Raw genomic sequence first — 26,298 nt, 5'->3', positions numbered from 1 at the left:
GATCAGAACTTGTAGAACGGAGCGAGATCGTTGGCCCGCTGCAGATTGGTGGACGGGCAGTCGACGTCTGGCTCCGAGTAGACCGTGGAGTAGAACAGCGCCTGCTGGATCACGCCGTAACTGGTCTTGAAGGTCACCATGCAGGAGATGTACCAGAAGCTGTTGTGGTAGGTCGGCTTCAAGGTCCAGTACTGGGCGGCGCGGTGTCCCTGGATCGTCGTCTCGACGGCATCGGCGGGCAACGTCTGGGCGTAGGTCCGCCAGACGATGGGCTCCACGGCCAGCTGGTAGTTTCCGGCATCGAACTGGCAGCGCAACCCTTCCAGCGGCTCCGGCGGCGAGAAAGCCAGGCCGAGCCGCTGCACCGCGTCGAAGGGGATGTCCGTGCAGGGATCGAACGGGCTGGGGTCGGTAACTCCGACGATCGGGCTCTTCATCGTGGTTTCCATGGGCTGAGCCGTCGATCGCAATTCGACGGGCGCCCGGGCCGCCGGGACCGGGGGAGCGTACTGGAAGCCCACGATCACCGCTGTGACCAGCGCACTCAGCGCTGCGGCCAGACGCACCTTCGCGAACACGACACCCCCTGCTCCCGGTGATCCTATTTCCGGGAGTTTACAAGTCGTGTTCACGCGGTCACAGAGAACCGCGAACTTGATTCGCCCGTGGCGATCGCAATCGGATGCTTTTCGATCGATCGCTAGGGTGGTTAGTCGTGGCAGGACATGAGTCGACGGGCGGGGGACAGCCCACGCTGTGGGCTGTCTCGGACCTGCACACCGGTCACCTGGGCAACAAGCCCGTCACCGAGTCGCTGCATCCGTCGTCGCCCGATGACTGGCTGATCGTCTGCGGCGACGTCGCCGAACGCACCGACGAGATCCGGTGGGCCCTGGACCTGCTACGGCGGCGGTTCGCCAAGGTGATCTGGGTGCCCGGAAATCACGAGTTGTGGACCACCAACAGGGATCCGCTGCAGATCTTCGGTCGCGCCCGCTATGACTACCTGGTCAACATGTGCGACGAGATGGGTGTCGTCACCCCCGAACACCCCTTTCCGGTGTGGACCGAACGCGGTGGGCCGGCCACCATCGTGCCGATGTTCCTGCTCTACGACTACACGTTTCTGCCCGATGGCGCCGCCACCAAAGCCGAGGGCCTGGCCATCGCCAAAGAACGCAACGTGGTGTGCACCGACGAGTTCCTGCTCTCGTGCGAGCCGTACCCCACCCGTGACGCCTGGTGCCGCGAACGGGTCACCACAACACGCGCCCGTCTCGAACAGCTGGACTGGATGCAGCCGACCGTGCTGGTCAACCATTTCCCGCTGGTGCGCCAACCCTGTGATGCCCTGTTCTACCCGGAGTTCTCGCTATGGTGCGGCACCACCAAGACCGCCGATTGGCATACCCGCTACAACGCGATCTGCTCGGTCTACGGGCACCTGCACATTCCTCGGACCACCTGGTACGACGACGTGCGCTTCGAAGAAGTGTCGGTCGGGTATCCGCGGGAGTGGCGGCGCCGCAAGCCGTACAGCTGGCTGCGGCAGGTGCTGCCCGATCCCCGGTACGCGCCGGGCTACCTCAACGACTTCGGCGGCCACTTCATCATCACCCCGGAAATGAAGGCTCAAGCGGCCCAGTTTCGGGATCGCTTGCGGCAAAGGCAGAACCGGTGACCGCACGGACACTGGTGTCGACGCTGTTGCCCGGCACCCTGGTCGACCATCTAGCCTATGCGGAGTTGTACTCCGACCCGCCCGGACTGACGCCGCTGCCGGAAGAGGAACCGCTGATCGCCCGGTCGGTGGCCAAGCGGCGCAACGAATTCATCACCGTACGGCACTGCGCCCGCATCGCGCTCGGCGAACTGGGCGTGCCGCCGGTGCCGATCCTGAAGGGCGGCAAGGGAGAACCGTGTTGGCCCGACGGCGTCGTCGGCAGTCTCACCCACTGCACCGGCTACCGCGGTGCTGTGGTCGGACGCGACGGCGCGGTGCGTTCGTTGGGAATCGACGCCGAGCCACACGACGTACTGCCGAACGGCGTGCTGGATGCCATCAGCCTGCCGGCCGAACGGGCCGAGATTCCCAGGGCGCTGCCGGGAGGCCTGCATTGGGACCGGATCCTGTTCTGCGCCAAGGAAGCAACGTACAAGGCGTGGTTTCCGCTGACCCAACGCTGGCTCGGCTTCGAAGATGCCCACATCGAGTTGCAGGCGGACTCCGACACGGCCGGGCGGTTCACCTCCCGGATTCTGATCGATCCGGGGGCCCTGTCGGGTCCGCCATTGACGTCGCTGTCGGGGCGCTGGTCGGTCGAGCGCGGCCTGGTGCTCACCGCGATCGTGTTGTGAGCGAGGTTGGCGCCGGGCTGGTCATCGTCGACAAGCCGGCGGGAATGACCAGTCATGACGTCGTCGGGCGGTGTCGCCGGATCTTCGCCACTCGCCGGGTGGGCCATGCGGGGACGCTGGACCCGATGGCCACGGGTGTGCTAGTGGTCGGCATCGAGCGTGCCACCAAGATCCTCGGTCTGCTGACCGCCACCTCCAAGTCTTACGCGGCCACCATCCGGCTCGGCCGGTCCACCAGCACCGACGATGCCGAAGGTGAACTGCTGCAAGTTATTTCGGCGGATCATGTCAGCGATGAAGCGATCGGCGCGGCGCTGGGCCCGCTGCGCGGCGACATTCGGCAAATCCCGTCCGCGGTCAGCGCCATCAAGGTCGCAGGCCGTCGCGCCTATCAACTGGCCCGCGAGGGCCACGCCGTCGAGCTGCAGGCCCGCCCGGTGCGCATCGATCGTTTCGAAGTGTTGGCGGTGCGGCGCACGGACGGCCTCATCGACCTCGACGTGGAGGTCGACTGCTCGTCGGGCACCTACGTCCGGGCGCTGGCCCGCGATCTCGGCGATTGCCTGGGTGTCGGCGGTCATTTGACGTCATTGCGGCGTACCCGGGTAGGTCGTTTCGACCTGAGCCACGCGGTCTCACTCGACGACCTGGCTCAGCGCCCGCGACTATCTCTGAGCCTCGACGAGGCCTGCCTGCTGATGTTCCCGCGCCGCGACCTCAGCCCCGAGGAGGCCGACGCCTCGGCCAACGGCAGGGCCCTGACGCCCGGCGGGATAGACGGCGTCTACGCGGCTACCGCGCCCGACGGCCGGGTAATCGCGCTGCTGCGCGACGAGGGTCGCGGTACGAAATCGGTGGTGGTGATCCGCCCGTCGACCTTGTAGCGGTCCTTCTCCGCCGAGACTGAAAATCAGCGGTCATAGTTCGACCAGGGGTCTGCAGATTTTCAGTTTCGACGTTGGGACGGCCCCGATCCGCGGCACCGCACGGCCACGCTGCACACTGGGAGGCGAGTCGATCAAGCCGAGGGGGCAAAGATGCCTGCGAAGAGTCGTAACAAGGTCTACGTCGTGGGCGTGGGCATGACGAAGTTCGAGAAGCCCGGCCGCCGCGAGGGCTGGGACTACCCGCAGATGGCAAAAGAGTCCGGCACAAAAGCTCTGGCGGACGCCGGGATCGACTACACCGAGATCGAGCAGGGCTACGTCGGGTACGTGGCCGGAGACTCGACCTGCGGCCAGCGTGCCCTCTACGAACTCGGCATGACGGGAATCCCGATCGTCAACGTCAACAACAATTGTTCGACGGGTTCCACCGCGCTGTACCTGGGCGCGCAGGCCATCCGGGGCGGATTGGCCGACTGCGTGCTGGCGCTGGGTTTCGAGAAGATGCAACCTGGTTCGCTGCAGGGTGGCGCCAACGACCGGGAGTCGCCACTGGGCCGGCACGTCAAGGCGCTGGCCGAGATCGACGAATTCGCCTTTCCGGTGGCACCGTGGATGTTCGGCGCGGCCGGGCGCGAGCACATGAAGAAATACGGCACCACCGCCGAGCATTTCGCCAAGATCGGCTTCAAGAACCACAAGCATTCGGTGAACAACCCCTACGCCCAGTTCCAGGACGAGTACACCCTCGACGACATCCTGGCCGCAAAGATGATCTCTGACCCGCTCACCAAATTGCAGTGCTCGCCCACCTCGGACGGCTCGGCCGCGGTGGTGCTGGCCGGCGAGGACTACGTCGCACGCCACGACCTAGCCGGGCAGGCCGTTGAGATCGTCGGGCAGTCGATGACCACCGACTTCGCCTCCACCTTCGACGGCAGTGCCCGCAACATCATCGGGTACGACATGAATGTGCAAGCCGCTCAGCGGGTTTACCATCAGTGCGGCCTCGGCCCCCAGGATTTCCAGGTGATCGAACTGCACGATTGCTTCTCGGCCAACGAGCTGTTGCTGTATGAAGCGCTGGGCCTGTGCGACGAGGGAGAGGCGCCGAAGCTGATCGACGATGAGCAGACGACCTACGGCGGACGCTGGGTGGTCAACCCCTCGGGTGGGCTGATTTCCAAGGGCCACCCCCTCGGCGCGACCGGGCTCGCGCAGTGCTCCGAGCTCACCTGGCAATTGCGGGGTACCGCCGACAAACGCCAGGTGGACGATGTGAGCGCCGCATTACAGCACAACATCGGGCTCGGCGGCGCGGCAGTCGTCACCGCTTACCAGCGCGCCGAGCGCTGAGCCGTGATCGAATGGTCGGACACCGATCTGATGGTGCGCGACGCCGTCCGTCAGTTCATCGACAAGGAAATCCGCCCCAACCTGGACGCCTTGGAAACCGGCGAGATACAGCCCTATCCGATCGCACGCAAGCTGTTCAGCCAATTCGGTCTGGGCGTGCTGGCCGCGGAATCGGTGAAGAAGATGCTGGACCGCGAGCGGGTGCAGGGCAAGGATGCCGCCGAACCTGAAAAGCAAGATGGCTCAGGGGGTTTCGGCGCCCAGGCATCGATGATCGCGGTGCTGGTATCCGAACTCGCCAGCGTCAGCATCGGATTGCTGAGCACGGCGTCGGTTAGCCTGGGCCTGGGAGCCGGGACCATCATGAGCCGCGGCACTCTGGCGCAGAAGGAACGGTGGCTGCCGGAGCTGATGACGCTGAACAAGATCGCCGCATGGGCCATCACCGAACCCGACTCCGGTTCCGATGCGTTCGGCGGCATGAAGACCTACGTCAAGCGCGACGGACAGGACTACCTCCTCAACGGCCAGAAGACCTTCATCACCAACGGGCCGTACGCCGACGTCCTGGTTGTTTACGCCAAGCTCGCGGAAGACACTGCCGGTGAGGCCGCCACGGACCCACGCAACCGGCCGGTCCTGGTTTTCGTGCTGGATTCCGGCATGCCGGGTCTCACGCAGGGCAAGCCGTTCAAGAAGATGGGCATGATGTCCTCGCCGACGGGAGAACTGTTCTTCGACAACGTGCGGCTGAGCCCGGACCGGCTGCTGGGTGAGAGCGAACAGCACAGCGACGGTGACGGCCGGGAAAGCGCCCGGGCCAACTTCGCCGCCGAACGCATCGGGATCGCGATGATGGCGCTCGGCATCATCAACGAATGCCACCGGCTGTGCGTGGATTACGCGAAGAGTCGCACGTTGTGGGGCAAGAACATCGGCCAATTCCAGTTGATCCAGCTCAAGCTGGCCAAGATGGAGATCGCCCGAATGAACGTGCAGAACATGGTCTTTCACACCCTCGAGCGCCAACAAGCCGGCAAGCCACTGACGCTCGCCGAGGCGTCCGCAATCAAGCTGTACAGCTCAGAGGCTGCCACCGATGTCGCAATGGACGCCGTGCAATTGTTCGGCGGCAACGGTTATATGGCGGAGTATCGCGTGGAGCAGCTTGCGCGCGATGCCAAGTCGTTGATGATCTATGCCGGCAGCAACGAGGTCCAGGTGACTCACATCGCCAAGGGGTTGTTGGCCTGAGCCGCGGACGCCGGGGCGGGTTTCGCGGCGGGTTGGCGCAGACGTCCGGCTCGCGATCAGCGGGCCTTGCAGGTTGCTGAGGCGCGTGGCTGCGCCGGCAACGGGCCGCCGGCCTCGCCGGCGGTGGTGCTACCGGCATCATTTCCTGTACGGCCGCGGCGCCACCGCTCTGGTCGAGGCCACCGTCCCCGTGGCACCTGAGTTGCCGGGCAGGCTCAACGGCCCAAATGCGCCGCCGGGGCCACTGAGACCGCCTGCGAGTCGGACGGCTTGGCATAACTCCGGTGAAGATCTGCCCAGAAGGCATTGACTGAATATGTCATCGTAACTGACACTATATTCAAATATAGTCGACGAGTTGGCAGCGTCCGACTTCAATAACGGGCTGAACAGCGATCGAGACCGCCGCCAGCTTGGTAGCATCCCTGTAAGTGAATATTTCTTCAGTGATGCTTGCGTCGAGATGATGCGAGCACAGCAGGCTGGCGATCGTGGAGCTTCCCGCGCACTACCGGACGCCGTGCGATAGGAGGATCTGTTATGTCAGCTGAGAGACCCTCGGGAGCCATAGGCCCGGGCGACGTGGCTCCAAGCATCGATTACGGCCTCGGTGAAGGCACGGGAGCGGTTGAATATGCCTATAGCCAGAGCGGTGACCACACCGACGCTGGACCGGACGATTCCGGCTACAGCCATGCATATGATCGTGGCACCGCAGGCGGACCGGGGACTGAGCCGACGGGCTGGCATCGCAACGCTGCGGTGTTGATCGGGCTCGGCGCGTTCGCCGCGGTAACGATCGGGTTTATCATTTACGGCCTGGTGGTGCTGCTCTATGGCAGCCACGGCGGCGTGCCCGCCGACACGACGTCGTTGCCTTCCTCGGCGCACTCGCCAGCCCCAACGTCATCGCCAATTTCGACACCGATTTCTACGACAACCGTCGCAGGACCCCCCCTCACGACGCCCGCAACCAACACGGTGCCAACGACCGCGGCGCCGGCGCCCGGCACGACTACCCTGTCGTCGACGGAAAGCCCAACCGGTGCGGCCACTACCAGCGCGACGACCGGGCCGTCATCTACTCCGGTCGGCCCCCCACCCCCGCAGGGCCCGGTCGTTCTTGTCCCTCCACAGCCTCGGCTGGGTCCCTAACTCGGGCTGACTGCTGGCGAGCTCCAGCCTGCTGGGCCGGCGTCCGGCGAGCGTCGGCGATTCCCGACCTGCGAGGTTTGGGTCGAACCATCGTTTGCCGCGCGGTCCTGCCGAATGGTGCCGTCGCCCGATCGCTGGGCTGCAGTTGCCGGCCACGCGCAGCACCTACTTCCGCGTGTTGTCAAGGGGCCACGCCGAGCTGAGACCAGTTCGTGAAGAAATCCTCAGTAAAGGCTTGACTGAACAATCCATCATTTATGACAATTACGTCACAAATGGTGAGCGGCAGTGAACCCGCGACGACGGTCGACCTCCCGAGCGGCTGGCACGGCCCATGACAGGGAAGAGCGAACATGGCCCATCTCGTGGTGACCCCAAACCTGGTCAGCGCCGCCGCGGGGGATTTGGCCCGTATCCAATCGGTGATTCACGCCGCTAACGCCGCGGCGGCCCAGACGACGGAGCTGGCGGCGGCGGGCGCTGATGAGGTCTCGGCGGCGATCGCCAGCATGTTCAGTAGCCACGGGCAGGCCTATCAGTCGGTGAGCGCGCAAGCGGCGGCATTCCACCTTCGATTTGTGCAGGTTCTGAACGCGAGTGCGGGATCGTATGCCGGCGCCGAGGCCGCGAACGCCTCGCCCCTGCAGGCCCTCGAGCAGCAGGTCGTCAGTGTGGTGAACGCGCCGACGCAGGCGCTGCTGGGACGCCCGTTGATTGGTAACGGCGTTGACGGTTTGCCGGGCACCGGGCAGCCCGGCGGGCCCGGTGGGCTGCTCTACGGCAACGGCGGCAACGGCGGGTCCGGTGGCGCGGTCGGGCAGGTCGGTGGGGCGGGTGGGGCCGCTGGGCTGTTCGGTGATGGCGGCGCAGGCGGTACCGGTGGCACCGGTGCGGCCGGCGGCCACGGTGGGGCCGGCGGGATGCTGTACGGGTCGGGTGGGGCCGGCGGAGCCGGCGGTGTCGCTGGCGCGGCCGGGACCGTCGGCGGCATGGGCGGTAACGGTGGCAGCGCCGGATTGTGGGGCAATGGTGGGGCCGGTGGAGCTGGCGCAGTCGGTAGTACAGGTTCCGGCGGTGTCCACCCAGGGCCGGCAATCCCGGTGACACCGGCCGCCAACGGCGCTGACAACTCGAATTCCGTGTTTCCCATGCCTGGCGGCGATGGCGCTCCCGGCGCGGCGACCGGGCAAGCTGGGGGCAACGGCGGCACCGCCACTAATCTGTCTTTTTTCAGTGATACTCCACACGGCCTGTCGGGCGGTAACGGCGGCCACGGCGGGTTCGGCGCGCCAGGTGGCGACGGCGGCACCGGCAGCCGGTCTACTGCCGCCGGTTCCGGGAATTTCGCCGTCAACGCGATTGGTGGCGTCGGCGGCACCGGCGGTGATGGCGGCGCCGGCGCGCCTGGCGGTGCGGGTGGCAGCGGCGGCGATGCCGGCAGTCGTGTATTGGGTGGCTTCAGCAAGGGCGGCGCTGGCGGTACCGGCGGTCACGGCGGCATTGGCGCTTCCGGTGGGGACGGTGGCGGCGGCGGGCACGGCGGCGCCGGTGGATTTGGCGCCAGTGGTGGAGCTGGTGGTCACGGCGGCGAAGGTGGTGCCGCTGCCAACAACGCGGGCACCGGCGGTGCCGGCGGAATCGGTGGGACCGGGGGTCGGGGCGGGATCCTGTACGGCGACGGCGGCGCCGGCGGTGTAGGCGGCGCCGGCGGCACGGGCGGGGTCGGTGCAACCGGCGGCAGCGGAGGCCACGGCGGAGTCGGCGGCAACTCGGATCAATGGCGCGCGGGCGATGGCGGCGATGGTGGCACAGGGGGTCAGGGCGGCGATGGCGGCCAGGGCGGCGCCGGGGGAAACGGCGGCGCTGGCGGCCAAGGCGGGCTGTTCGGGCACTCGGGCAGTAACGGGGCCGGCGGCATGGGTGGCTCCGGTGGCGCCGGCGGAACCGGCGGTGACGGCGGAGACGGTGGGCATGCCGGGACCGGCGCGAGCGCCGCGAACGGTGGTAAGGGCGCTGCGGGCGGTTTGGGCGGTCAGGGCGGTGCTGGCGGCGTCGGAGCGGTTGGAAGTGCTGGCAATGGTGCGAATGGCGCTATCGGCGGACACGGCCGCACCGGCAAAGACGGCTGATCGTCGCACCGCGCGGATACGACGACGTCCGCGGGCTCACCACTGCCAACCGAGCAGAGATCCATCGGCGGTAACGGGGGACCTGGTTTACCGCACCACCCAAATCGATCGGGCGGCTGGACTTCCCAACTCGAGGTTGGTCGCGGTCTCACCCCGTGGTTCGAACGCGACGGTGATCGTGCCTGCGAATTCGCGACGCGTCACCACCCGCACCCGCGAGTCCAGGTTGATGCCCACACTGTCGAAATACCGCAGCATCTCGGGGTCGGCATCGGAGATCCGGGCCACCGTGCCGGTTTCGCCGTCCCGGCAGTCCCACAGCTGACGAGCCGGCGGAGTAGGCACTTGCCCGTCGGGGGCCGGAATAGGGTCACCGTGCGGGTCGCGGCGCGGAAAGCCCAGCTTGGCGTCGATGCGAGCCACCAGTCGATCCGACACGGCGTGCTCGAGAATCTCGGCCTCGTCATGTACTTCGTCCCAGCCGTAGCCGAGTTCGCTGACCAAGAAGGTCTCTAGCAGGCGGTGCCGACGCACCATCGCCAGGGCTGCTCGTCGACCGGAGTCGGTCAATGTGATCGCGCCGTATTTCGCGTGATCGACCAGACCCTGCTCGGCGAGTTTGCGGATTGACTCCGATGCGGTGCTGGCCGATACGCCGATCTTCTCGGCCAGCATCTTGGTGCTTACCTTCTCCCGCGACCATTCCTGGGCGGTCCAAATGACTTTCAAGTAGTCCTGAGCAACTGCGGTGAGACCGCCAGGTTCATCGTCAGCGTTCACAACATCAAAGTTTAGGCCGATCGAGCCGTAGTGGGTGTTGACCTGCGCTGCCTGGTTCCTCAAGCCAACTGCGTCTCTCTCCTTGAGGCAGATCCGCACGACGGCTTGACTGAAGCTTTATTCATACATGTGAATTTGGTCACACAGTTGATAGTGGACGGAGCGGCCTCCCAGCGGCGACTCGCACTCGGCGGAAGCAGGGGGCAAACAGTCTCCCGCAGCAAGCCGCATCGCGGTACCCGGAGGGCCGCCGTGCACGCTCATCAGAAGTTGTTTCTTGGTGTCGAAGGTGCCAGATGTCGCTTGCCCGTAGTCCGTTCGAATCCTTTTGAAGAATTCCTCATTTCCTCTTGACTGAAGAAATCCTCGTATATGAGAATCCTTTCAGTTAGGGCCCGAGAGGTGGTGCGGAGAGCGTGATCGACGTCCTGCAGGACGGCGCAGGCGCAACCAACCTGCGCACCCACCTGACGGCATTGGGCCCTCGAGTTTTCCCGACGGCGAACAGCTACGAAGCCAACGTCACTGACGAAAGGAACTGAAATGTCCTATCTGCTCGTCGCGCCGGAGATGGTCCGCGCCGCCGCCGGTAATTTGACAACGATCGGGTCCACCATCGGCGCCGCCAATTCCGCGGCAGCCGCTTCGACGACGGGTCTGCTCGCCGCGGGTGCCGATGAGGTGTCCGCCGCCATCGCGGCACTGTTCAGTTCGCACGGACAGGCCTATCAGCTGCTGAGCTCGCAGGCCGAGGCGTTCCAAAGGCAATTCGTCCAGGCTCTGCAGACCGGCGCAAGTTCATATGCGGGCGCCGAGGCGGCCAATACTTCGCCGCTGGGCCAGCTTGAGCAGCAGGTCTTGGGTGCGGTGAACGCCCCCACCCAAACGCTGGTGGGGCGCCCGCTTATCGGTAACGGTATGGACGGCTTGCCCGGAACTGGGATGCCCGGCGGGCCCGGTGGGCTGTTATACGGCAATGGCGGTAACGGCGGATCGGGCGGCGCGCTGGGGCAGGCCGGCGGTGCCGGCGGCTCAGCCGGTTTGATCGGCAACGGCGGGGCCGGCGGCGTCGGCGGCACGGGCGCGGCCGGGGGACAAGGCGGCGCGGGCGGGTATCTGTACGGCTCGGGCGGGGCGGGCGGTGCCGGCGGAATCGCCGGAACGTCCGGTGTCGGTGGTGTCGGTGGTATTGGCGGTGACGCCGGATTGTGGGGTCACGGCGGTTCGGGCGGCACCGGTGGCGTCGGTGCCGGCGGCGGCAATGGGGGCGACGGCGGCCGGGTGTACGGCATGGGCGGGAACGGCGGTGCCGGTGGCGCGGGTACCGCCGGTGGTGGGACCGGGGGCGCCGGGGGTAGCGGCGGCGACGCCGGATTGTTGGGCCACGGCGGGGCCGGCGGCGCAGGAGGCGTCGGCGGGGCCGGCGCTGACGGGAAAAACCCGGGTCTGGCGACCCCGGTGGCCCCCGCTGCCGATGGCGTGGACAACAGCGGCAACAACGGCAAACAGGGCGGTAACGGCAGCCCGGGTACCGTCGCCGGCCAGGCCGGGGGTAACGGCGGCGGCTCCGGCGACGTCGTCACGGGCTTCCCCAATCCGGCAAATGGCCTAGCCGGCGGTAACGGTGGTAACGGTGGCTTCGGGGCGCCGGGAGGCGACGGCGGCACGGGAAGCCTGGCGGTCAGCGGTGGCAGTCCTTCGGCTGCCACAACAGGCGGCAACGGCGGCAACGGCGGCAATGGCGGAGCCGGGGCGCAGGGAGGCGCCGGAGGCAACGGCGGTGGGTCCCGGAGTCAGACCTCTGGTCTGTTATCCCAGGGTGGTACCGGCGGGACCGGTGGCAATGGCGGCACCGGTGCAAATGGCGGCGCCGGCGGCAACGGCGGCACCGGTACGTTTGCCGAGCACCCGACTTTCAGCGCCAATGGCGGCGACGGCGGGGCGGGCGGTAAGGGCGGGAATGCCGCCAACAACGCGGGTATGGGAGGTACCGGCGGGGTCGGCGGGGCCGGTGGGCGTGGCGGCACTCTGTGGGGCGACGGCGGCGCCGGCGGGTTCGGCGGCGCCGGCGGAAGCGGCGGAAACGGCGTCAACGGCGGTCACGGAGGCTACGGCGGTAGCGGCGGCGACGCGGGTACCGACAACGGGAATCTTCTGATTGCGGGCAAAGGCGGCGACGGCGGCTTAGGCGGTAACGGCGGCGACGGCGGCCAAGGCGGAGCCGGGGCCGCCGGTGGCGCCGGCGGTGCCGGCGGGCTATTTGGCAAGGCAGGTAGCACCGGAGCCGGCGGTATGGGGGGTACCGGAGGCGACGGAGGCGATGGAGGCGGCGGCGGCAACGGAGGCCAAGCAGGGTCGGGTATCTCCCCTCTGGGCGGTAATGGCGGCTTGGGCGGCTTCGGTGGTCTGGCTGGTAAGGGCGGCGTCGGCGCATTCGGAAGCGGCGGTAACGGTGCATTTGGGAACGCCGGGACAAACGGGTCGAAGGGCTCTGACGGCTGATCACCCGCAGGTCGGGACCGTCGAAGGAGCCGAGTTGTCGTACGTACTCATAGCGCCGGAAATGGTAGATGCCGCGGTGGGCGAGTTGGCCCGCGTGGAGGCGGCGGTGAGCGCCGCGGGCAAATCGGTGGCGGCGTCGGCGACGGCGCTACTGGCTCCGGGTGCCGATGAGGTCTCGGCGGCGGCCGCGGCGCTGTTCAGCGAGCATGGGCTGGCCTACCAGTCGGCCAGCAAACAAGTGGCGGCATTTCAAGCTCGGTTTATCGAGGCCTTGGCTGCCGGTGCGCACTCGTACGCCACCGCCGAGTCCGCCAACGTCTCGTCCTTGCAGACAGTGGAGAGGCAGCTGCTGGGCGTCATAAACGCTCCTACCGAGGCGTTGTTGGGGCGTCCCTTGATTGCCGACGGTGCTGATGGGGCACCCGGCACTGGCCAGCCCGGCGGAGCTGGCGGACTGCTCTACGGCAACGGCGGCAACGGGGGTTCGGGCGGCATCGGACAGGCCGGCGGTGCCGGTGGACCGGCGGGGCTGATCGGCAATGGCGGGGCCGGCGGCACCGGCGGCGCGGGCGCGGCCGGTGGTGAAGGCGGTGCTGGGGGCACCTGGCTCGGTTCGGGTGGGCGCGGCGGGTGCGGAGGCATCGCAGCGCCCGGGGGTGCCGCGGGGGTGGGGGGTGACGGTGGCAGCGCCGGATGGTGTGGCAACGGTGGGGCCGGCGGGAACGGTGCGGCCGGTATGGCCGGCGGTAACGGTGGTAACGGCGGAACGTTGTACGGGGCAGGCGGGTCCGGCGGCGATGGTGGGCCCGGTGTGCCAGGCGGCGGCACCGGCGGCGCAGGCGGTAATGGCGGCAACGCCGGATTGTGGGGTCACGGAGGCGCCGGCGGAGCAGGCGGGATCGGCGGGACCGGCACCGACGGCGTCAATCCACATCTGGCATCCCCGGTAAGCCCTGCGGCCGACGGGGCCGACAACTCGAATGTCATTCCCCCGTCGCAGGGCGGCAATGGTGCCGACGGTCGGGTCGCTGGGCAGGCCGGCGGTGATGGTGGCACCGCGACCACCATCGATACCGACCGCGGCAACGCCAAGGGTTTGCGCGGTGGTGACGGCGGTGACGGATGGACCGGAGCACCCGGCGGTGCCGGCGGCACCGGCAGCTTGGCTCGCGCCAGCGGCGCCAATACCGCGGGCGGCATAGCGGCCGGCGGCCGGGGTGGTGACGGCGGCGCGGGCGGCGACGGCGCACCCGGGGGCGCCGGCGGCGCCGGCGGCGAAGCCGGAAGCCGAACGCAGCCGGATCGCAGTGGAGGCGGCGATGGCGGACAGGGCGGTCAGGGCGGCGTCGGTGCGCCTGGCGGCGCAGGAGGGCACGGTGGCCTTGGTGGCCACGGGCCAGACCTCAAGGCGAGCGGGGGCAGCGGCGGACAGGGCGGCGCAGGCGGGGATGCTGCCAACAACGCCGGCACCGGCGGGACTGGCGGAGTCGGCGGTGTTGGAGGTCGCGGCGGACTGCTCCTGGGTGACGGAGGCGCCGGCGGTCTCGGCGGCCCCGGGGGCACCGGAGGAGCCGGCGCGAGCGGCGCACCCGGCGGTGGCGGCGGAGACGGTGGTGACTCGGAATATTTGCAGCCGGGTGACGGCGGCGACGCCGGCCGCGGGGGTAAGGGCGGTGCAGGTGGCATGGGCGGCGCCGGCGCGGCTGGTGGCGCGGGCGGAGCGGGCGGGCTGCTGGGCCACGCGGGTAGGGACGGGGCCGGGGGCGTGGGCGGCAACGGCGGGGCCGGCGGCGACGGAGGTGACGGCGGCGCCGGTGGCAGTCCCGGGTCCATCGTCACAAGTGGCGGTCATGGCGCCGCCACCGGCGGCAAGGGTGCCGCCGGGGGTTCGGGCGGGGCGGGCGGTGCCGGCGGCGCGGGCGCGTATGGAAGCGCCGGCGTCGGTGCGCGCGGCCTGGACGGTGCCCAAGGGGCTACGGGCGCGGACGGTTGATTAGTCAACGCGTGCAATCGCTGACACGGGGTGCTGGCGACTGCCGGACGAGTCCCTTGGTCTGTAGGCAAAGGAGTCGATGATGTCGTATTTGCGCGTTGCGCCGGAGCTGATTGGTGCCGCGGCCAGCGATTTGGCCGGTATCGGGTCGGCGCTCAATACGGCCACTTCGGCGGCATCGGCAGTGACCACAGAGCTGATGGCGGCGGGTCAAGACGAGGTTTCCATCGCGGTCGCGGCACTGTTCAGTGAGCATGCGCAGTCCTACCAGTGGTTCAGCGCGTACGCGGCGGCATTCCAGCGTCAGCTGATAAACACGCTGGTGACCGGCGCCGATTTCTATGCGAGTGCCGAGGCCGCCAGCGCGTCACCGTTGCAATTGTCGCAGCAACAAGTGCTCAATGCGGTCAACGCACCCACTCAAACGCTGTTGGGGCGACCCCTGATCGGGGATGGCGCGGCTGGTGGCACGGTCAATGGAGTGGGGCAACCTGGCGGTGCCGGCGGAATCCTGTACGGAAACGGCGGGACCGGCGGCGCCAGTACCGCTGCCGGGGCCGCCGGCGGTGCCGGCGGTGGCGCCGGCCTGTGGGGTGACGGTGGGGCCGGCGGACAAGGTGGCACCGGGGCGGCGGGGGGAAGTGGCGGTACCGGCGGGTTGCTGTACGGCAACGGCGGTGCCGGCGGCACCGGTGGCGCCGCCTCAGCCAGCATCAACGGCGGCATTGCCGGACGCGGCGGCGACGGCGGCAGTGCGCTGCTGTTCGGCACCGGTGGTAGCGGCGGACACGGTGGCACAGGGTTGGCCGGGGCCGACGGCACCAATGCCACCCCCAACGGAGCCACCGCAGCCACCGGACGTTATGGCACGACTGCTCAGCTGACCTCCGGCGATAACTTCCAGGTTGCGGCGGGTACGGGGACCGCCGGTGCCGCCGGTGGTCCCGGGGTCGGTGGCGGCGCCGGCGGGGGCGGCGGCGAAGCCATTGCGACGGGTGTGAGCGGCGGTGCGAACTTCATTCAGGCATCCGGCGGTCCGGGCGGCGCGGGGGGCGCAGCCGGTGCCGGCGCTACCGGCGGTGCCGGAGGCCCCGGAGGCGCAGCAGTCATCAGCGATTCGACCGCCGGACCGAATGGTGTCGCGATCGCCTTCGGCGGCCAGGGCGGTATCGGGGCGCCGGGCGGAGTTGCCGGCGGCGCGGGCGGCGCCGGCGGTGACGGCGGTACCGCAGGGGTGACCGTACCCAATGACCAGGGTGTCGCACTGGGCGGAAAGGGCGGCCCGGGAGGCGTCGGCGCCGGCGGTGTCGCCGGCTCGGCTGGCGGCACGGGCGGGGCGGGGGGAAGCGGCGGCCGGGGTGGACTACTGGTCGGCAATGGCGGTGCCGGTGGCATCGGCGGGGCCGGCGGGAACGGCGGCGTCGGCGACATCGGTGGTGCAGGAGGGATGGGCGGTAACGGTGCCGCCGGCACCATCAACGGCGTGTCAGATCCGGCGTATACCACTGGCGGCAACGGCGGTGACGGTGGCGCGGGTGGCGCTGGTGGCGATGGCGGTGCCGGCGGTGCCGGCGGTGCGGGTGGTCACGGCGGCGCGGGCGGACTGCTTGCGGGGACCGGTGGCGCCGGCGGAGCCGGCGGCAGCGGCGGCGACGGAGGCACCGGTGGCCAGGGCGGGAACGGCGGGGCAGGCGGTAAGGCCGGCGGCGCGGGCGGCGACCACGGTATCGGCGGCGCTGGTGGCGATGGGGGCGGCGGAGGCACCGCGGGGGTCGCAGGCAGTGGCGGAGCCGGCGGGTCCGGCGGCGTTCTGGCTGGTGGAGGGGGTGCCGCGGGTTCCGGCGGCGGCGCCGGTTCGAAAGGCGCGGTGGGAACCAACGGTCAACCGGGATGACGCCGGACAAGCGCCATTCAGCAGCTGCCCTGACGAGCCGGCTCGTCAGGCATGAGAGGAGAAGCAGTGTCATATCTGCTGTGTGCGACGGAGTCGGTCCATGCCGCGGTCGGAGAATTGACCGGCATTGAGCGTGCGATAGCTACCGCGAACACGGTGCTGGTTTCCGCCGCAGCAGGGCTAGATGCGGCCGCTGGTGACGAGGTGTCTGCCGTGATCGCGGCGTTGTTCAGCGACCACGCACTCGCGTACCGGTCGGTGAGCACACATGCGGAGATGTTCCATGATCAGTTGATTCAGAGGCTTGCGGCCAGCGCGGAAACCTATGCCGGTGCCGAGGCTGCGACCGTTCCATCTTTGTTGGCAATCGAACAGCGACTCCTGAATGTGGTGAATGCACCCACGCAGGCACTCTTCGGGCGGCCATTGATTGGCGATGGGGCAAACGGGGCTGCCGGCACGGGTCAATCCGGCGGTGCTGGGGGGTTGTTGTGGGGCAATGGTGGCAACGGCGGTTCGGGCGGAATCGGACAGGCCGGCGGTGCCGGCGGGCCGGCGGGTCTCATCGGCTCGGGTGGTGCGGGTGGAACAGGGGGTACGGGAGCGGCAGGGGGCGCTGGCGGCGCCGGAGGAACGTGGTGCGGTTCGGGTGGAGCCGGCGGGGCCGGCGGGATCGCCGGCAGCGCGGGGACCGGTGGCGTCGGGGGTAACGGCGCCGGCGCCGGATGGTGGGGTAACGGCGGTGCCGGCGGCGCCGGCGGCGCTGGCATGACCGGTGGCGACGGCGGCCACGGCGGAGCTGTGTTTGGGTCTGGCGGTGCTGGCGGCAGCGGCGGCACGGGCGTGGTCCACGGCGGCGCCGGCGGCGCGGGCGGCAACGGCGGCAATGCGGGGCTTTGGGGCCACGGCGGAGCCGGTGGAGCGGGTGGCATCGGTGCGGCCGGCGTCGACGGCGTCAATCGCGGCCTGGCGCCACCGGTGCAGTCCGCGGCCGACGGATCCAACGCCACCAACGCCGGACAGGTCGGCGGCGCCGGCACTGACGGCGCTTTCACTGGACAGGCCGGCGGAGTCGGCGGAACGGGTGGGCCCCAGACCACCAGTCCGGGATTCGGGGGCGACGGTGGCAAAGGCGGCGACGGTGGACTCGGCGCGCCCGGGGGCATGGGCGGCGCCGGTGGCGTCGCCATCAACGGCTCGACGACTCCGGGCAGCGCCAGCGGCACCGTGGGCGGTAGCGGCGGTGACGGCGGCAACGGCGGGGCTGGCGCACCAGGCGGTAACGGGGGGATCGGCGGCGAATCCGGCAGCGCGACGTATCAGACCTTCAGCAGCCAGGGTGGCACCGGCGGTGACGGTGGCGACGGAGGCTTCGGCGGGATCGGCGGAAACGGCGGAAGGGGTGGCTTCGGCGGTGACGGCGCGTCGATGAGGGCTGCTGGTGGCATAGGCGGGAACGGGGGCGATGGCGGAGATGCGGCCCATAACGCCGGCAGCGGCGGCGGCGGCGGGATCGGTGGCTCAGGAGGGCGAGGCGGGACGCTGTGGGGCAACGGCGGAGATGGCGGGCTCGGGGGGGCCGGCGGCACCGGCGGTGCTGGTGCGGCTGGTGCCGCGGGCGGAGCCGGCGGGAACGGCGGGGATTCGGAATACCTGCGTGGTGGCCACGGCGGCAACGGCGGCAATGGTGGCGACGGAAGTGACGGCGGCACGGGAGGAGCCGGTGCCGCGGGCGGCGCGGGTGGCGCCGGCGGGTTGCTGGGTCATGCGGGCAGCACCGGTGCCGGCGGGTCGGGTGGCACCGGAGGCGCGGGCGGCGACGGCGGTCCCGGCGGCATCGGTGGCGCCGGAGGGACGTCTCAGGCGGCTGGCGGAAAGTCTGGGTCCGCCGGGATCGGCGGCCTCGGTGGGACGGGTGGAGCGGGCGGCTTCGGCGGTACCGGCGCGGCGGGCAGCGCTGGTGCTGGCGCGATGGGTACTCCCGGCAACAAAGGTGCGGACGGCTGAAAGCGGCTGCGAAGGTCTTGCCGTGCGCCGTAGGCTTGCCTCGTGCAGCGGTGGCGCGGTCAGGACGAGATCCCCACGGACTGGGGCAGATGCGTGCTGACCATAGGAGTCTTCGATGGAGTGCACCGTGGGCACGCCGAGCTGATCGCTCACGCGGTCAAAGCGGGCAGCGCCCGCGCCGTGCCATCGGTGCTGATGACGTTCGATCCGCACCCGATGGAGGTGGTGTACCCAGGCAGCCACCCGGCGCAGCTCACCACACTGACGCGCCGCGCGGAACTCGTCGAAGAGCTCGGCATCGATGTCTTCCTGGTCATGCCGTTCACCACCGACTTCATGAAGCTCACGCCGGATCGCTACATCCATGAACTGCTGGTGGAGCACCTCCATGTGGTCGAGGTGGTCGTCGGTGAAAACTTCACATTCGGCAAGAAGGCGGCCGGCAACGTCGACACATTGCGCAAGGCGGGCGAGCGGTTCGGGTTCGCGGTGGAGGCCATGTCCTTACTGTCCGAACATCACAGCAACGAGACGGTGACGTTCTCCTCCACCTACATCCGGTCGTGCGTCGACGCCGGCGACGTCCTGGCTGCGGCGGAAGCGCTGGGCCGCCCACACCGGGTCGAGGGAGTCGTGGTGCGGGGCTACGGACGGGGGGCCGAGCTGGGTTTTCCGACCGCCAATGTGGCGCCGCCGATGTATTCGGCCATTCCCGCCGACGGCGTGTACGCCGCCTGGTTCACCGTCCTCGGGCACGGGCCGGTGACCGGCACCGTGATTCCCGGAGAGCGCTACCAGGCGGCCGTCTCCGTCGGCACCAACCCGACGTTCTCGGGGCGGACCCGCACCGTGGAGGCGTTCGTGCTGGACACCAACGCCGACCTGTACGGCCAGCATGTCGCGCTGGACTTCGTCTCGCGGATCCGCGGCCAGAAGAGGTACGACTCGATCGACGACCTGGTGCAGGAGATCGGCCGGGACACCGAGCGAACCCGCGGCCTGCTTGCTGATTCCGACCACTGATAAACTGCCCGTCGACATCGGCGCGTGCTGCGGTTCGCGGTGGCCGCGCTGTGAATTCATGATCGCGGACCTATTGATGGGAATGTTTCATGGCGCTTACTGCCGAGCAGAAAAAAGAGATTCTGAAGTCCTACGGTCTGCATGAGACCGACACCGGGTCGCCCGAGGCGCAAATCGCAATGCTGACCAAGCGTATCGCGGACCTCACCGAGCACCTCAAGGTTCACAAGCACGACCACCACTCGCGTCGCGGCTTGTTGCTGCTGGTGGGGCGCCGTAAGCGGCTCGTCAAGTACCTCACCCAGGTCGACGTGGAGCGTTACCGCTCGCTGATCGAGAGGTTGGGCCTGCGCCGCTAATCCGTGGCTCGTTAGTCGCCGCCACCGCCGCCTTGCTGGCCGGCATCGTCGGTGCGTTGACGGGGTGTTCGGCGGGAAGAAGTGGCTCCGACCTGACCGAATTCACAGTGGGGGATTGCCTCAAGCTCGGCGGCACCGCCGATCGTCCGGAGGCCGCCAAGGCACCGTGCGGGAGCCCGGCGTCCAACTTCAAGGTGGTGGCTGCGGTCGCCGAGCGGTCCCAGTGCCCGGCTGACGTGGATTCCTCCTACTCGACCCACAATTCGATCACCGGGTTGAACAACACTGTCTGCCTGGACATCGACTGGGTGATCGGCGGCTGCATGAGTGTCGATCCGCACCACACCGCCGATCCGGTTCGCGTCGACTGCAACGACACCGCGGTGCCGAATCGGCAGCGGGCCACCCAGATCCTCACCGGCCTCGAACCGCCGGTCACCGTCGACCAGTGCACCAGCGGCCTGGGTTACACGTACTCCCAGCGACGGTTCGCCGTGTGCGTCGAGGACATCAGCAGCGCGCCCCGGAACTAGAGGTCGGACGTATCGAGGCAACGGGTTCGGCGCCGTAGCCAGAGTTAGCCGGTGTAGAGTGAGGACGTTCTCGGGCCGGTGGTCCGAGTAACTTGGTGCGGCTCACGCAGATCCGCGTGCGCCGTTCCAGCGAGTCACCATGCGTGTCACGGAGAGCAGCACTGTATCGGGCGGTCTTCGGTAGTGGCTGCCGGGCTCCCAGGATCTGGGGCAGGTCGGCAGCTTCGATCGATGGCCGTAGCCGTATTCAGACACTGCTCTCTGGTTTGCTGCACACGGGATCCGCGAAACAGCTGATTAACCAAGAGAGGCCGCACTGACGTTATGTCTGCGACTGAAATCGAAGAAGGTGTCTTCGAGTCAACCGCCACCATCGACAACGGGAGCTTCGGCACCCGCACCGTCCGGTTCGAGACGGGACGCCTGGCCTTGCAGGCCGCCGGCTCGGTAGTCGCCTACCTGGACGAAGAGAACATGCTGCTGTCGGCGACGACCGCCAGCAAGAACCCCAAAGAGCATTTCGACTTCTTCCCACTGACCATCGATGTCGAAGAGCGGATGTACGCCGCGGGACGCATCCCGGGCTCGTTCTTCCGTCGTGAGGGCCGGCCCTCCACCGACGCGATCCTGACCTGCCGGCTGATCGACCGGCCGCTGCGCCCGTCGTTCGTCGACGGCCTGCGTAACGAGATCCAGGTCGTCGTGACGATCCTGAGCCTGGACCCGAACGACCTGTACGACGTGCTGGCGATCAATGCCGCCTCGGCATCCACCCAGATCTCCGGCCTGCCCTTCTCCGGACCGGTCGGGGGCGTCCGAGTGGCGCTCATCGACGGCACCTGGGTTGCTTTCCCCACCGTCGAGCAGCTCGAGCGGGCGGTATTCGACATGGTCGTGGCCGGCCGCATAGTCGGCGCTGATGACGAAAAAGACGTGGCGATCATGATGGTCGAGGCCGAGGCCACCGAGAACGTCATCGAGCTCGTCGAAGGCGGTGCCCAGGCGCCGACGGAAACCGTGGTCGCCGAGGGTCTCGAGGCCGCCAAGCCGTTCATCGCCGCGTTGTGCACCGCGCAGCAGGAGCTGGCCGACGCGTCTGGCAAATCGGGGAAGGCGACGAAAGAATTTCCGACCTTCCCCGACTACGAGGAAGACGTCTACTACTCGGTGGCCTCGGTGGCCACCGACGAGCTGACCGAGGCGCTGTCGATCGGCGGCAAGGCCGAGCGCGACAGGCGCACCGAGGAGATCAAGGCGCAGGTGCAGGAGCGCCTCGCCGGGACCTACGAGGGTCGGGAGAAGGAGATCGGCGCCGCGTTCCGCTCACTGACCAAGAAGCTGGTCCGCCAGCGCATCCTCACCGACCACTTCCGCATCGACGGCCGCGGCATCACCGACATCCGCGCGTTGTCGGCCGAGGTCTCGGTGGTTCCGCGGGCGCACGGCAGCGCGCTGTTCGAGCGCGGCGAGACCCAGATCCTGGGTGTGACCACGCTGGACATGGTCAAGATGGCCCAGCAGATCGACTCGCTCGGTCCTGAGACGTCCAAGCGCTACATGCACCACTACAATTTCCCGCCGTTCTCCACCGGCGAGACCGGCCGCGTCGGCTCGCCCAAGCGGCGCGAGATCGGGCACGGCGCCCTGGCCGAGCGGGCCCTGATGCCGGTGCTGCCCAGCGTCGAGGAATTCCCCTATGCCATCCGGCAGGTGTCCGAGGCCCTGGGCTCCAACGGTTCGACGTCGATGGGATCGGTCTGTGCGTCCACGCTGGCGCTGCTCAACGCCGGGGTGCCGCTCAAGGCGCCGGTGGCCGGCATCGCGATGGGTCTGGTCTCCGACGATGTCGAGGTGGATGGCAACACCGAGCGCCGGTTCGTCACCCTGACCGACATCCTCGGTGCCGAGGACGCCTTCGGCGACATGGACTTCAAGTGCGCCGGCACCAAGGACTTCGTCACCGCCCTGCAGCTGGACACCAAGCTGGACGGGATCCCGTCAAAGGTCCTGGCAGGTGCGCTCGCCCAGGCCAAGGACGCCCGTCTGACGATTCTGGAAGTCATGGCCGAGGCCATCGACCGGCCCGACGAGATGAGCCCGTACGCGCCCCGGGTCACCACCATCAAGGTCCCGGTGGACAAGATCGGTGAGGTCATCGGGCCCAAGGGCAAGGTCATCAACGCGATCACCGAGGAGACCGGCGCCCAGATCTCGATCGAGGACGACGGCACCGTGTTCGTCGGCGCCACCGACGGGCCCTCCGCGCAGGCCGCGATCGACCGTATCAACGCCATCGCAAATCCGCAGCTGCCGACGGTCGGGGAGCGGTTCCTCGGAACCGTGGTCAAGACAACCGATTTCGGTGCGTTCGTGTCGCTGCTGCCCGGCCGTGACGGTCTGGTCCACATCTCGAAGCTCGGCAAGGGCAAACGGATCGCGAAGGTCGAGGACGTGGTCAACGTCGGTGACAAGCTGCGCGTGGAGATCGCCGACATCGACAAGCGGGGGAAGATCTCGCTGGTCCTGGTGGACGACGACGCCGCCGCAGCTGCCGAGCCCGCCGGAGCAGCGCCCGCCGATGCCGCGACGGTCAGCAGCTGACATCGGGGGCGCTCCGCCCCCGGAAAAAGGAGCGGTGCGTCGCACCACGCTGCCGGGCGGTCTGCGGGTCGTCACTGAATACTTGCCTGCCGTGCGCTCGGCATCGGTCGGTGTCTGGGTCGGGGTGGGATCGCGCGACGAGGGCACCACGGTGGCCGGTGCCGCGCACTTCCTCGAGCATCTGCTGTTCAAGGCGACCCCGACCCGCACCGCGGTAGACATCGCCCAGTCGATGGACGCCGTCGGCGGCGAGCTCAACGCCTTCACCGCCAAGGAACACACCTGCTACTACGCGCACGTGCTGGACACCGACCTGGCGCTGGCGCTCGATCTGGTCGCCGACGTCGTTCTCAATGGCCGCTGCGCCCCTGACGATGTCGAACTGGAACGCGACGTGGTCCTCGAGGAGATCGCCATGCGCGACGACGACCCCGAGGACGCGCTGGCCGACATGTTCATGACGGCGTTGTTCGGCGACCATCCGGTGGGTCGTCCGGTGATCGGCAGCGCGCAGTCGGTGTCGTCGATGTCGCGCTCCCAGTTGCACTCTTTCCATCTGCGCCGCTACACCCCCGAGCGGATGGTCGTGGCGGTGGCCGGCAACGTCGACCACGACGAGGTCGTCGGGCTGGCGCGCGAGCACTTCGCGGGCCGGCTGGTCCGCGGACGCCGGCCCGTTGCGCCCCGCAAGGGCGCGGGCCGGGTGACCGGTGACCCCGGACTCGTGCTGGTCAGCCGCGACGCTGAGCAGACCCATGTGTCGCTGGGCGTCCGCACGCCCGGACGGGGCTGGGAGCACCGGTGGGCGATGTCGGTGTTGCATACCGCGTTGGGCGGCGGCCTGTCCTCCCGGTTGTTCCAGGAGATCCGCGAGGCGCGGGGACTGGCGTACTCGGTCTACTCCTCGCTGGACATCTTCGCCGACAGCGGCGCGCTGTCGGTGTATGCCGCCTGTTTGCCGGAACGGTTCGCCGACGTCATGAAGATCACCACCGCGGTCCTGGAATCGGTGGCCCGCGACGGCATCACCGAGGAGGAATGTCGCATCGCCAAGGGTTCGCTGCGCGGCGGGTTGGTGCTGGGCCTGGAGGATTCCGGCTCCCGCATGAGCCGGATCGGCCGCAGCGAATTGAACTACGGTGCACATCGCAGCATCGAACACACGCTGCGGCAGATCGAGAAGGTCACCCTCGACCAGGTCAACATGGTGGCCCGGCGGCTGCTGAACAAGAGTTACGGCGCTGCCGTCCTGGGTCCCTATAGCGCGAAACGATCGCTGCCCCAACAACTTCGAGCGATGGTAAGTTAACCCGATGGTTTTGGGTTTCTGGGACATTGCCGCGCCCATTGTGGGTGCGCCGATGGCCGGTGGCCCGGGGACGCCGGAGCTGGCCGCCGCGGTGTCGAACGCCGGCGGGCTCGGTATGGTTGCCGGCGGCTATCTGACCGCCGAGCAGTTCGCCGACGACATCGCCAAGGCACGCGCCGCCACCACCGGCCCGATCGGGGTCAACCTGTTCGTACCGCAGCCCAGCGTCGCGGACTGGGTTCAACTCGAGTACTACGCCGAGGATCTCGAAGAGGTCGCCGATCACTACCGCGTCGAGGTGGGCCATCCGGTGCACGGCGACGACGACGATTGGGAGCGCAAGCTCGAGGTGGTGGCTGACGTGCGCCCGGAGATGGTGTCGTTCACCTTCGGGGCCCCGCCGCCGGATGTCATCCGGAGGTTGAGTGCGCAAGGGCTGTTGGTGTCGGTCACGGTGACCTCGGCCTACGAGGCTGGGGTGGCCATCGCGGCCGGCGCGGACAATCTGGTCGTGCAAGGGCCCGCGGCCGGTGGGCATCGCGGCACTTTCGCGCCCGACATGGAGCCCGGCGCCGAGTCGCTGCACCAGTTGCTGGACCGGATCGGTCACGCGCACGACGTGCCGCTGATCGCGGCGGGCGGTCTGGGTACCGTGGAACAGATCGCGGCGGCGTTGCGCAGGGGAGCCGTCGCCGCGCAGATCGGTACCGCGCTGCTGCTGGCCGACGAGGCCGGCACGCACCCGGCCTACCGGGTCGCGCTGAAGAACCCGGAGTTCGACTCGACCGTCGTCACCCGGGCGTTCTCCGGGCGCTACGCGCGCGGTCTGGCGAACAACTTCACGCGTCTACTCGATCATGTTGCGCCGCTGGGTTATCCGGAGGTCAACCAGATGACCAAGCCGATCCGGGCGGCCGCGATCGAGATGGAGGATCCGCACGGCACTAACTTGTGGGCGGGCGAGGCCTACCGGGAAGCCCGCACCGGGCCGGCATCCGATATCGTCAGCGCCCTGGCGCCCTACATCCGCTAGCCGGCCAGCACACCGGCCGGATCGGTGAACGGCAGCCCCAGGTCCTCGGCCGCATGGTCAGCCAGCAATGCGCCGGCATGAGTTGAAAGTCCTTTGGCCAGAGCCGGATCCGAGCGACACGCCGCCAGCCAGCCGTGATCGGCCAGCTTGAGTACGTAGGGCATGGTTGCGATGGTCAGCGCATAGGTCGACGTCTTGGGCACCGCGCTGGGCATGTTGGCCACACAGTAGAACAGAGTGTCGTGCACGGCGAACGTCGGTTCGTCGTGCGTGGTCGGCCGGGAGTCCTCGAAGCAGCCACCCTGGTCGATGGAGATGTCGACCAGCACTGCTCCCGGCTTCATCTGTGCCACAAGCGAATTCGGGATCAGGCTCGGCGCTTTCGCGCCCGGGACCAGGACCGCGCCGATGACCAGGTCGGCGCGTTTGACAGCGCCCTCGAGTTCGTAGGCCGACGAGTAGCGGGTGCCGATCCGGCCGGCGAACTCCGCGTCGAGCAACCGGAGTTTGGTGAGATTGACGTCGAGCACCATGACGGATGCGCCCATGCCGCTGGCGACGCGGGCGGCGTTGTAGCCGGCCGTACCGCCGCCGATCACCACGACGTCCGCGGGCTTGACCCCTGGCACCCCGCCCATCAACGCACCGCGCCCGCCCTTGGTCCGCATCAGGTGGTATGCCCCCACCTGCGCCGAGAGTCGCCCGGCCACTTCGCTCATCGGAGCCAGCAGCGGCAACGATCCGTCAGGGGTCTGGACCGTCTCGTAGGCGATCGACGTGGTTCCGGAAGCCAGCAGTGCCTCGGTGCAGGATCGGGAGGCGGCCAGGTGCAGGTAGGTGAAAAGCACCTGCCCCGAGCGCAGGCAGCCATATTCGGCCGGCAGCGGTTCCTTGACCTTCAGCAGCAATTCTGCCTCGGCCCACACTTGTGCCGCGGTGTCGGCCACCACGGCACCGGCCGCCTTGAATTCCGTATCGGAGAGGGCCGATCCTTCCCCGGCGCCGGCCTGGACCAGTACCTCGTGACCCCGCTGAGTCAGTTCGGCGACGCCGGCAGGGGTGATGGCTACCCGGAATTCGTTGTTCTTGATCTCGGTGGGGATACCGATACGCATGACCTCAAGTGTG

20 protein-coding genes are annotated in these 26,298 nt (G+C 68.6%); 17 read left to right on the top strand and 3 right to left on the bottom strand.

Features of this window, described 5'->3' with window-relative positions; all coding sequences use genetic code 11:
* Positions 1-2: 2 nt before the first annotated feature.
* A complete protein-coding gene (locus tag ACX9NE_RS13975; RefSeq protein WP_459361938.1) occupies positions 3-578 on the bottom strand; it encodes a DUF3558 domain-containing protein in 576 nt (191 codons plus the stop codon).
* 104 nt (positions 579-682) lie between these two features.
* On the opposite strand from ACX9NE_RS13975, the gene ACX9NE_RS13970 reads away from it, so the two are divergent.
* The 6 genes from ACX9NE_RS13970 to ACX9NE_RS13945 all read left to right on the top strand — a co-directional run bounded on the left by ACX9NE_RS13970 (position 683) and on the right by ACX9NE_RS13945 (position 9,136).
* A complete protein-coding gene (locus tag ACX9NE_RS13970; protein ID WP_459361939.1) occupies positions 683-1,681 on the top strand; it encodes a metallophosphoesterase family protein in 999 nt (332 codons plus the stop codon).
* Positions 1,678-2,358, top strand: a complete 681-nt coding sequence (gene pptT, locus ACX9NE_RS13965) for a 4'-phosphopantetheinyl transferase PptT (protein ID WP_459361941.1) — start codon at positions 1,678-1,680, stop codon at positions 2,356-2,358. The genes ACX9NE_RS13970 and pptT overlap by 4 nt, the downstream gene beginning before the upstream one ends.
* Positions 2,355-3,242, top strand: coding sequence for a tRNA pseudouridine(55) synthase TruB (gene truB / locus ACX9NE_RS13960; protein ID WP_459361942.1), 888 nt, complete (start codon positions 2,355-2,357; stop codon positions 3,240-3,242). Before pptT ends, truB begins: the two co-directional genes overlap by 4 nt.
* A gap of 153 nt (positions 3,243-3,395) precedes the next feature.
* Positions 3,396-4,598, top strand: coding sequence for a lipid-transfer protein (locus ACX9NE_RS13955; protein WP_459361944.1), 1,203 nt, complete (start codon positions 3,396-3,398; stop codon positions 4,596-4,598).
* Between the two features lie 3 nt (positions 4,599-4,601).
* Positions 4,602-5,852: an acyl-CoA dehydrogenase family protein gene (locus ACX9NE_RS13950; RefSeq protein ID WP_459361946.1), complete on the top strand. Its 1,251-nt coding sequence runs from the start codon at positions 4,602-4,604 to the stop codon at positions 5,850-5,852.
* Positions 5,853-7,360: 1,508 nt separating this feature from the next.
* Positions 7,361-9,136: a PE family protein gene (locus ACX9NE_RS13945; RefSeq protein WP_459361947.1), complete on the top strand. Its 1,776-nt coding sequence runs from the start codon at positions 7,361-7,363 to the stop codon at positions 9,134-9,136.
* A gap of 87 nt (positions 9,137-9,223) precedes the next feature.
* Here the strand turns inward: ACX9NE_RS13945 and mntR are convergent, their stop codons facing one another.
* The gene (gene mntR / locus ACX9NE_RS13940) at positions 9,224-9,916 is read right to left on the bottom strand and encodes a manganese-binding transcriptional regulator MntR (protein WP_459361949.1); all 693 of its coding nucleotides are present in this window, start codon (positions 9,914-9,916) and stop codon (positions 9,224-9,226) included.
* A 416-nt stretch (positions 9,917-10,332) separates the two neighbouring features.
* Between mntR and ACX9NE_RS13935 the strand changes: the two genes are divergently transcribed.
* The 11 genes from ACX9NE_RS13935 to ACX9NE_RS13885 all read left to right on the top strand — a co-directional run bounded on the left by ACX9NE_RS13935 (position 10,333) and on the right by ACX9NE_RS13885 (position 25,170).
* Positions 10,333-10,458 (top strand): hypothetical protein, encoded by a 126-nt coding sequence (locus ACX9NE_RS13935; RefSeq protein ID WP_459361951.1) that lies wholly within the window; start codon positions 10,333-10,335, stop codon positions 10,456-10,458.
* 1 nt (position 10,459) lies between these two features.
* Positions 10,460-12,418, top strand: a complete 1,959-nt coding sequence (locus ACX9NE_RS13930; RefSeq protein ID WP_459361953.1) for a PE family protein — start codon at positions 10,460-10,462, stop codon at positions 12,416-12,418.
* A 34-nt stretch (positions 12,419-12,452) separates the two neighbouring features.
* Complete coding sequence (locus tag ACX9NE_RS13925; protein WP_459361955.1) at positions 12,453-14,411, top strand: PE family protein; 1,959 nt, start codon at positions 12,453-12,455, stop codon at positions 14,409-14,411.
* A gap of 82 nt (positions 14,412-14,493) precedes the next feature.
* A complete protein-coding gene (locus ACX9NE_RS13920) occupies positions 14,494-16,305 on the top strand; it encodes a PE family protein (protein WP_459361957.1) in 1,812 nt (603 codons plus the stop codon).
* 66 nt (positions 16,306-16,371) lie between these two features.
* On the top strand, positions 16,372-18,312 hold the full coding sequence (locus ACX9NE_RS13915; RefSeq protein ID WP_459361959.1) for a PE family protein: 1,941 nt from the start codon (positions 16,372-16,374) through the stop codon (positions 18,310-18,312).
* 42 nt (positions 18,313-18,354) lie between these two features.
* The gene (locus tag ACX9NE_RS13910) at positions 18,355-19,335 is read left to right on the top strand and encodes a bifunctional riboflavin kinase/FAD synthetase (RefSeq protein WP_459361961.1); all 981 of its coding nucleotides are present in this window, start codon (positions 18,355-18,357) and stop codon (positions 19,333-19,335) included.
* Between the two features lie 89 nt (positions 19,336-19,424).
* The gene (gene rpsO, locus ACX9NE_RS13905) at positions 19,425-19,694 is read left to right on the top strand and encodes a 30S ribosomal protein S15 (protein ID WP_055580898.1); all 270 of its coding nucleotides are present in this window, start codon (positions 19,425-19,427) and stop codon (positions 19,692-19,694) included.
* Positions 19,694-20,227: an LppU family putative lipoprotein gene (lppU, locus tag ACX9NE_RS13900; RefSeq protein WP_459362148.1), complete on the top strand. Its 534-nt coding sequence runs from the start codon at positions 19,694-19,696 to the stop codon at positions 20,225-20,227. Before rpsO ends, lppU begins: the two co-directional genes overlap by 1 nt.
* 324 nt (positions 20,228-20,551) lie before the next feature.
* The gene (locus ACX9NE_RS13895; protein ID WP_459361963.1) at positions 20,552-22,828 is read left to right on the top strand and encodes a polyribonucleotide nucleotidyltransferase; all 2,277 of its coding nucleotides are present in this window, start codon (positions 20,552-20,554) and stop codon (positions 22,826-22,828) included.
* On the top strand, positions 22,806-24,137 hold the full coding sequence (locus tag ACX9NE_RS13890) for a M16 family metallopeptidase (RefSeq protein WP_459361965.1): 1,332 nt from the start codon (positions 22,806-22,808) through the stop codon (positions 24,135-24,137). Before ACX9NE_RS13895 ends, ACX9NE_RS13890 begins: the two co-directional genes overlap by 23 nt.
* Positions 24,138-24,141: 4 nt before the next feature.
* Positions 24,142-25,170: a nitronate monooxygenase gene (locus tag ACX9NE_RS13885; RefSeq protein WP_459361967.1), complete on the top strand. Its 1,029-nt coding sequence runs from the start codon at positions 24,142-24,144 to the stop codon at positions 25,168-25,170.
* On the opposite strand, the gene ald is transcribed toward ACX9NE_RS13885, so the two are convergent.
* Entirely contained in the window at positions 25,167-26,285 is a 1,119-nt protein-coding gene (gene ald / locus ACX9NE_RS13880) for an alanine dehydrogenase (RefSeq protein WP_459361969.1), read from the bottom strand. The genes ACX9NE_RS13885 and ald overlap by 4 nt on opposite strands.
* Positions 26,286-26,298 lie beyond the last annotated feature (13 nt).

This window comes from Mycobacterium sp. ML4 (genome assembly GCF_054515735.1).
This window is presented reverse-complemented; position numbering and strand designations above follow the sequence as displayed.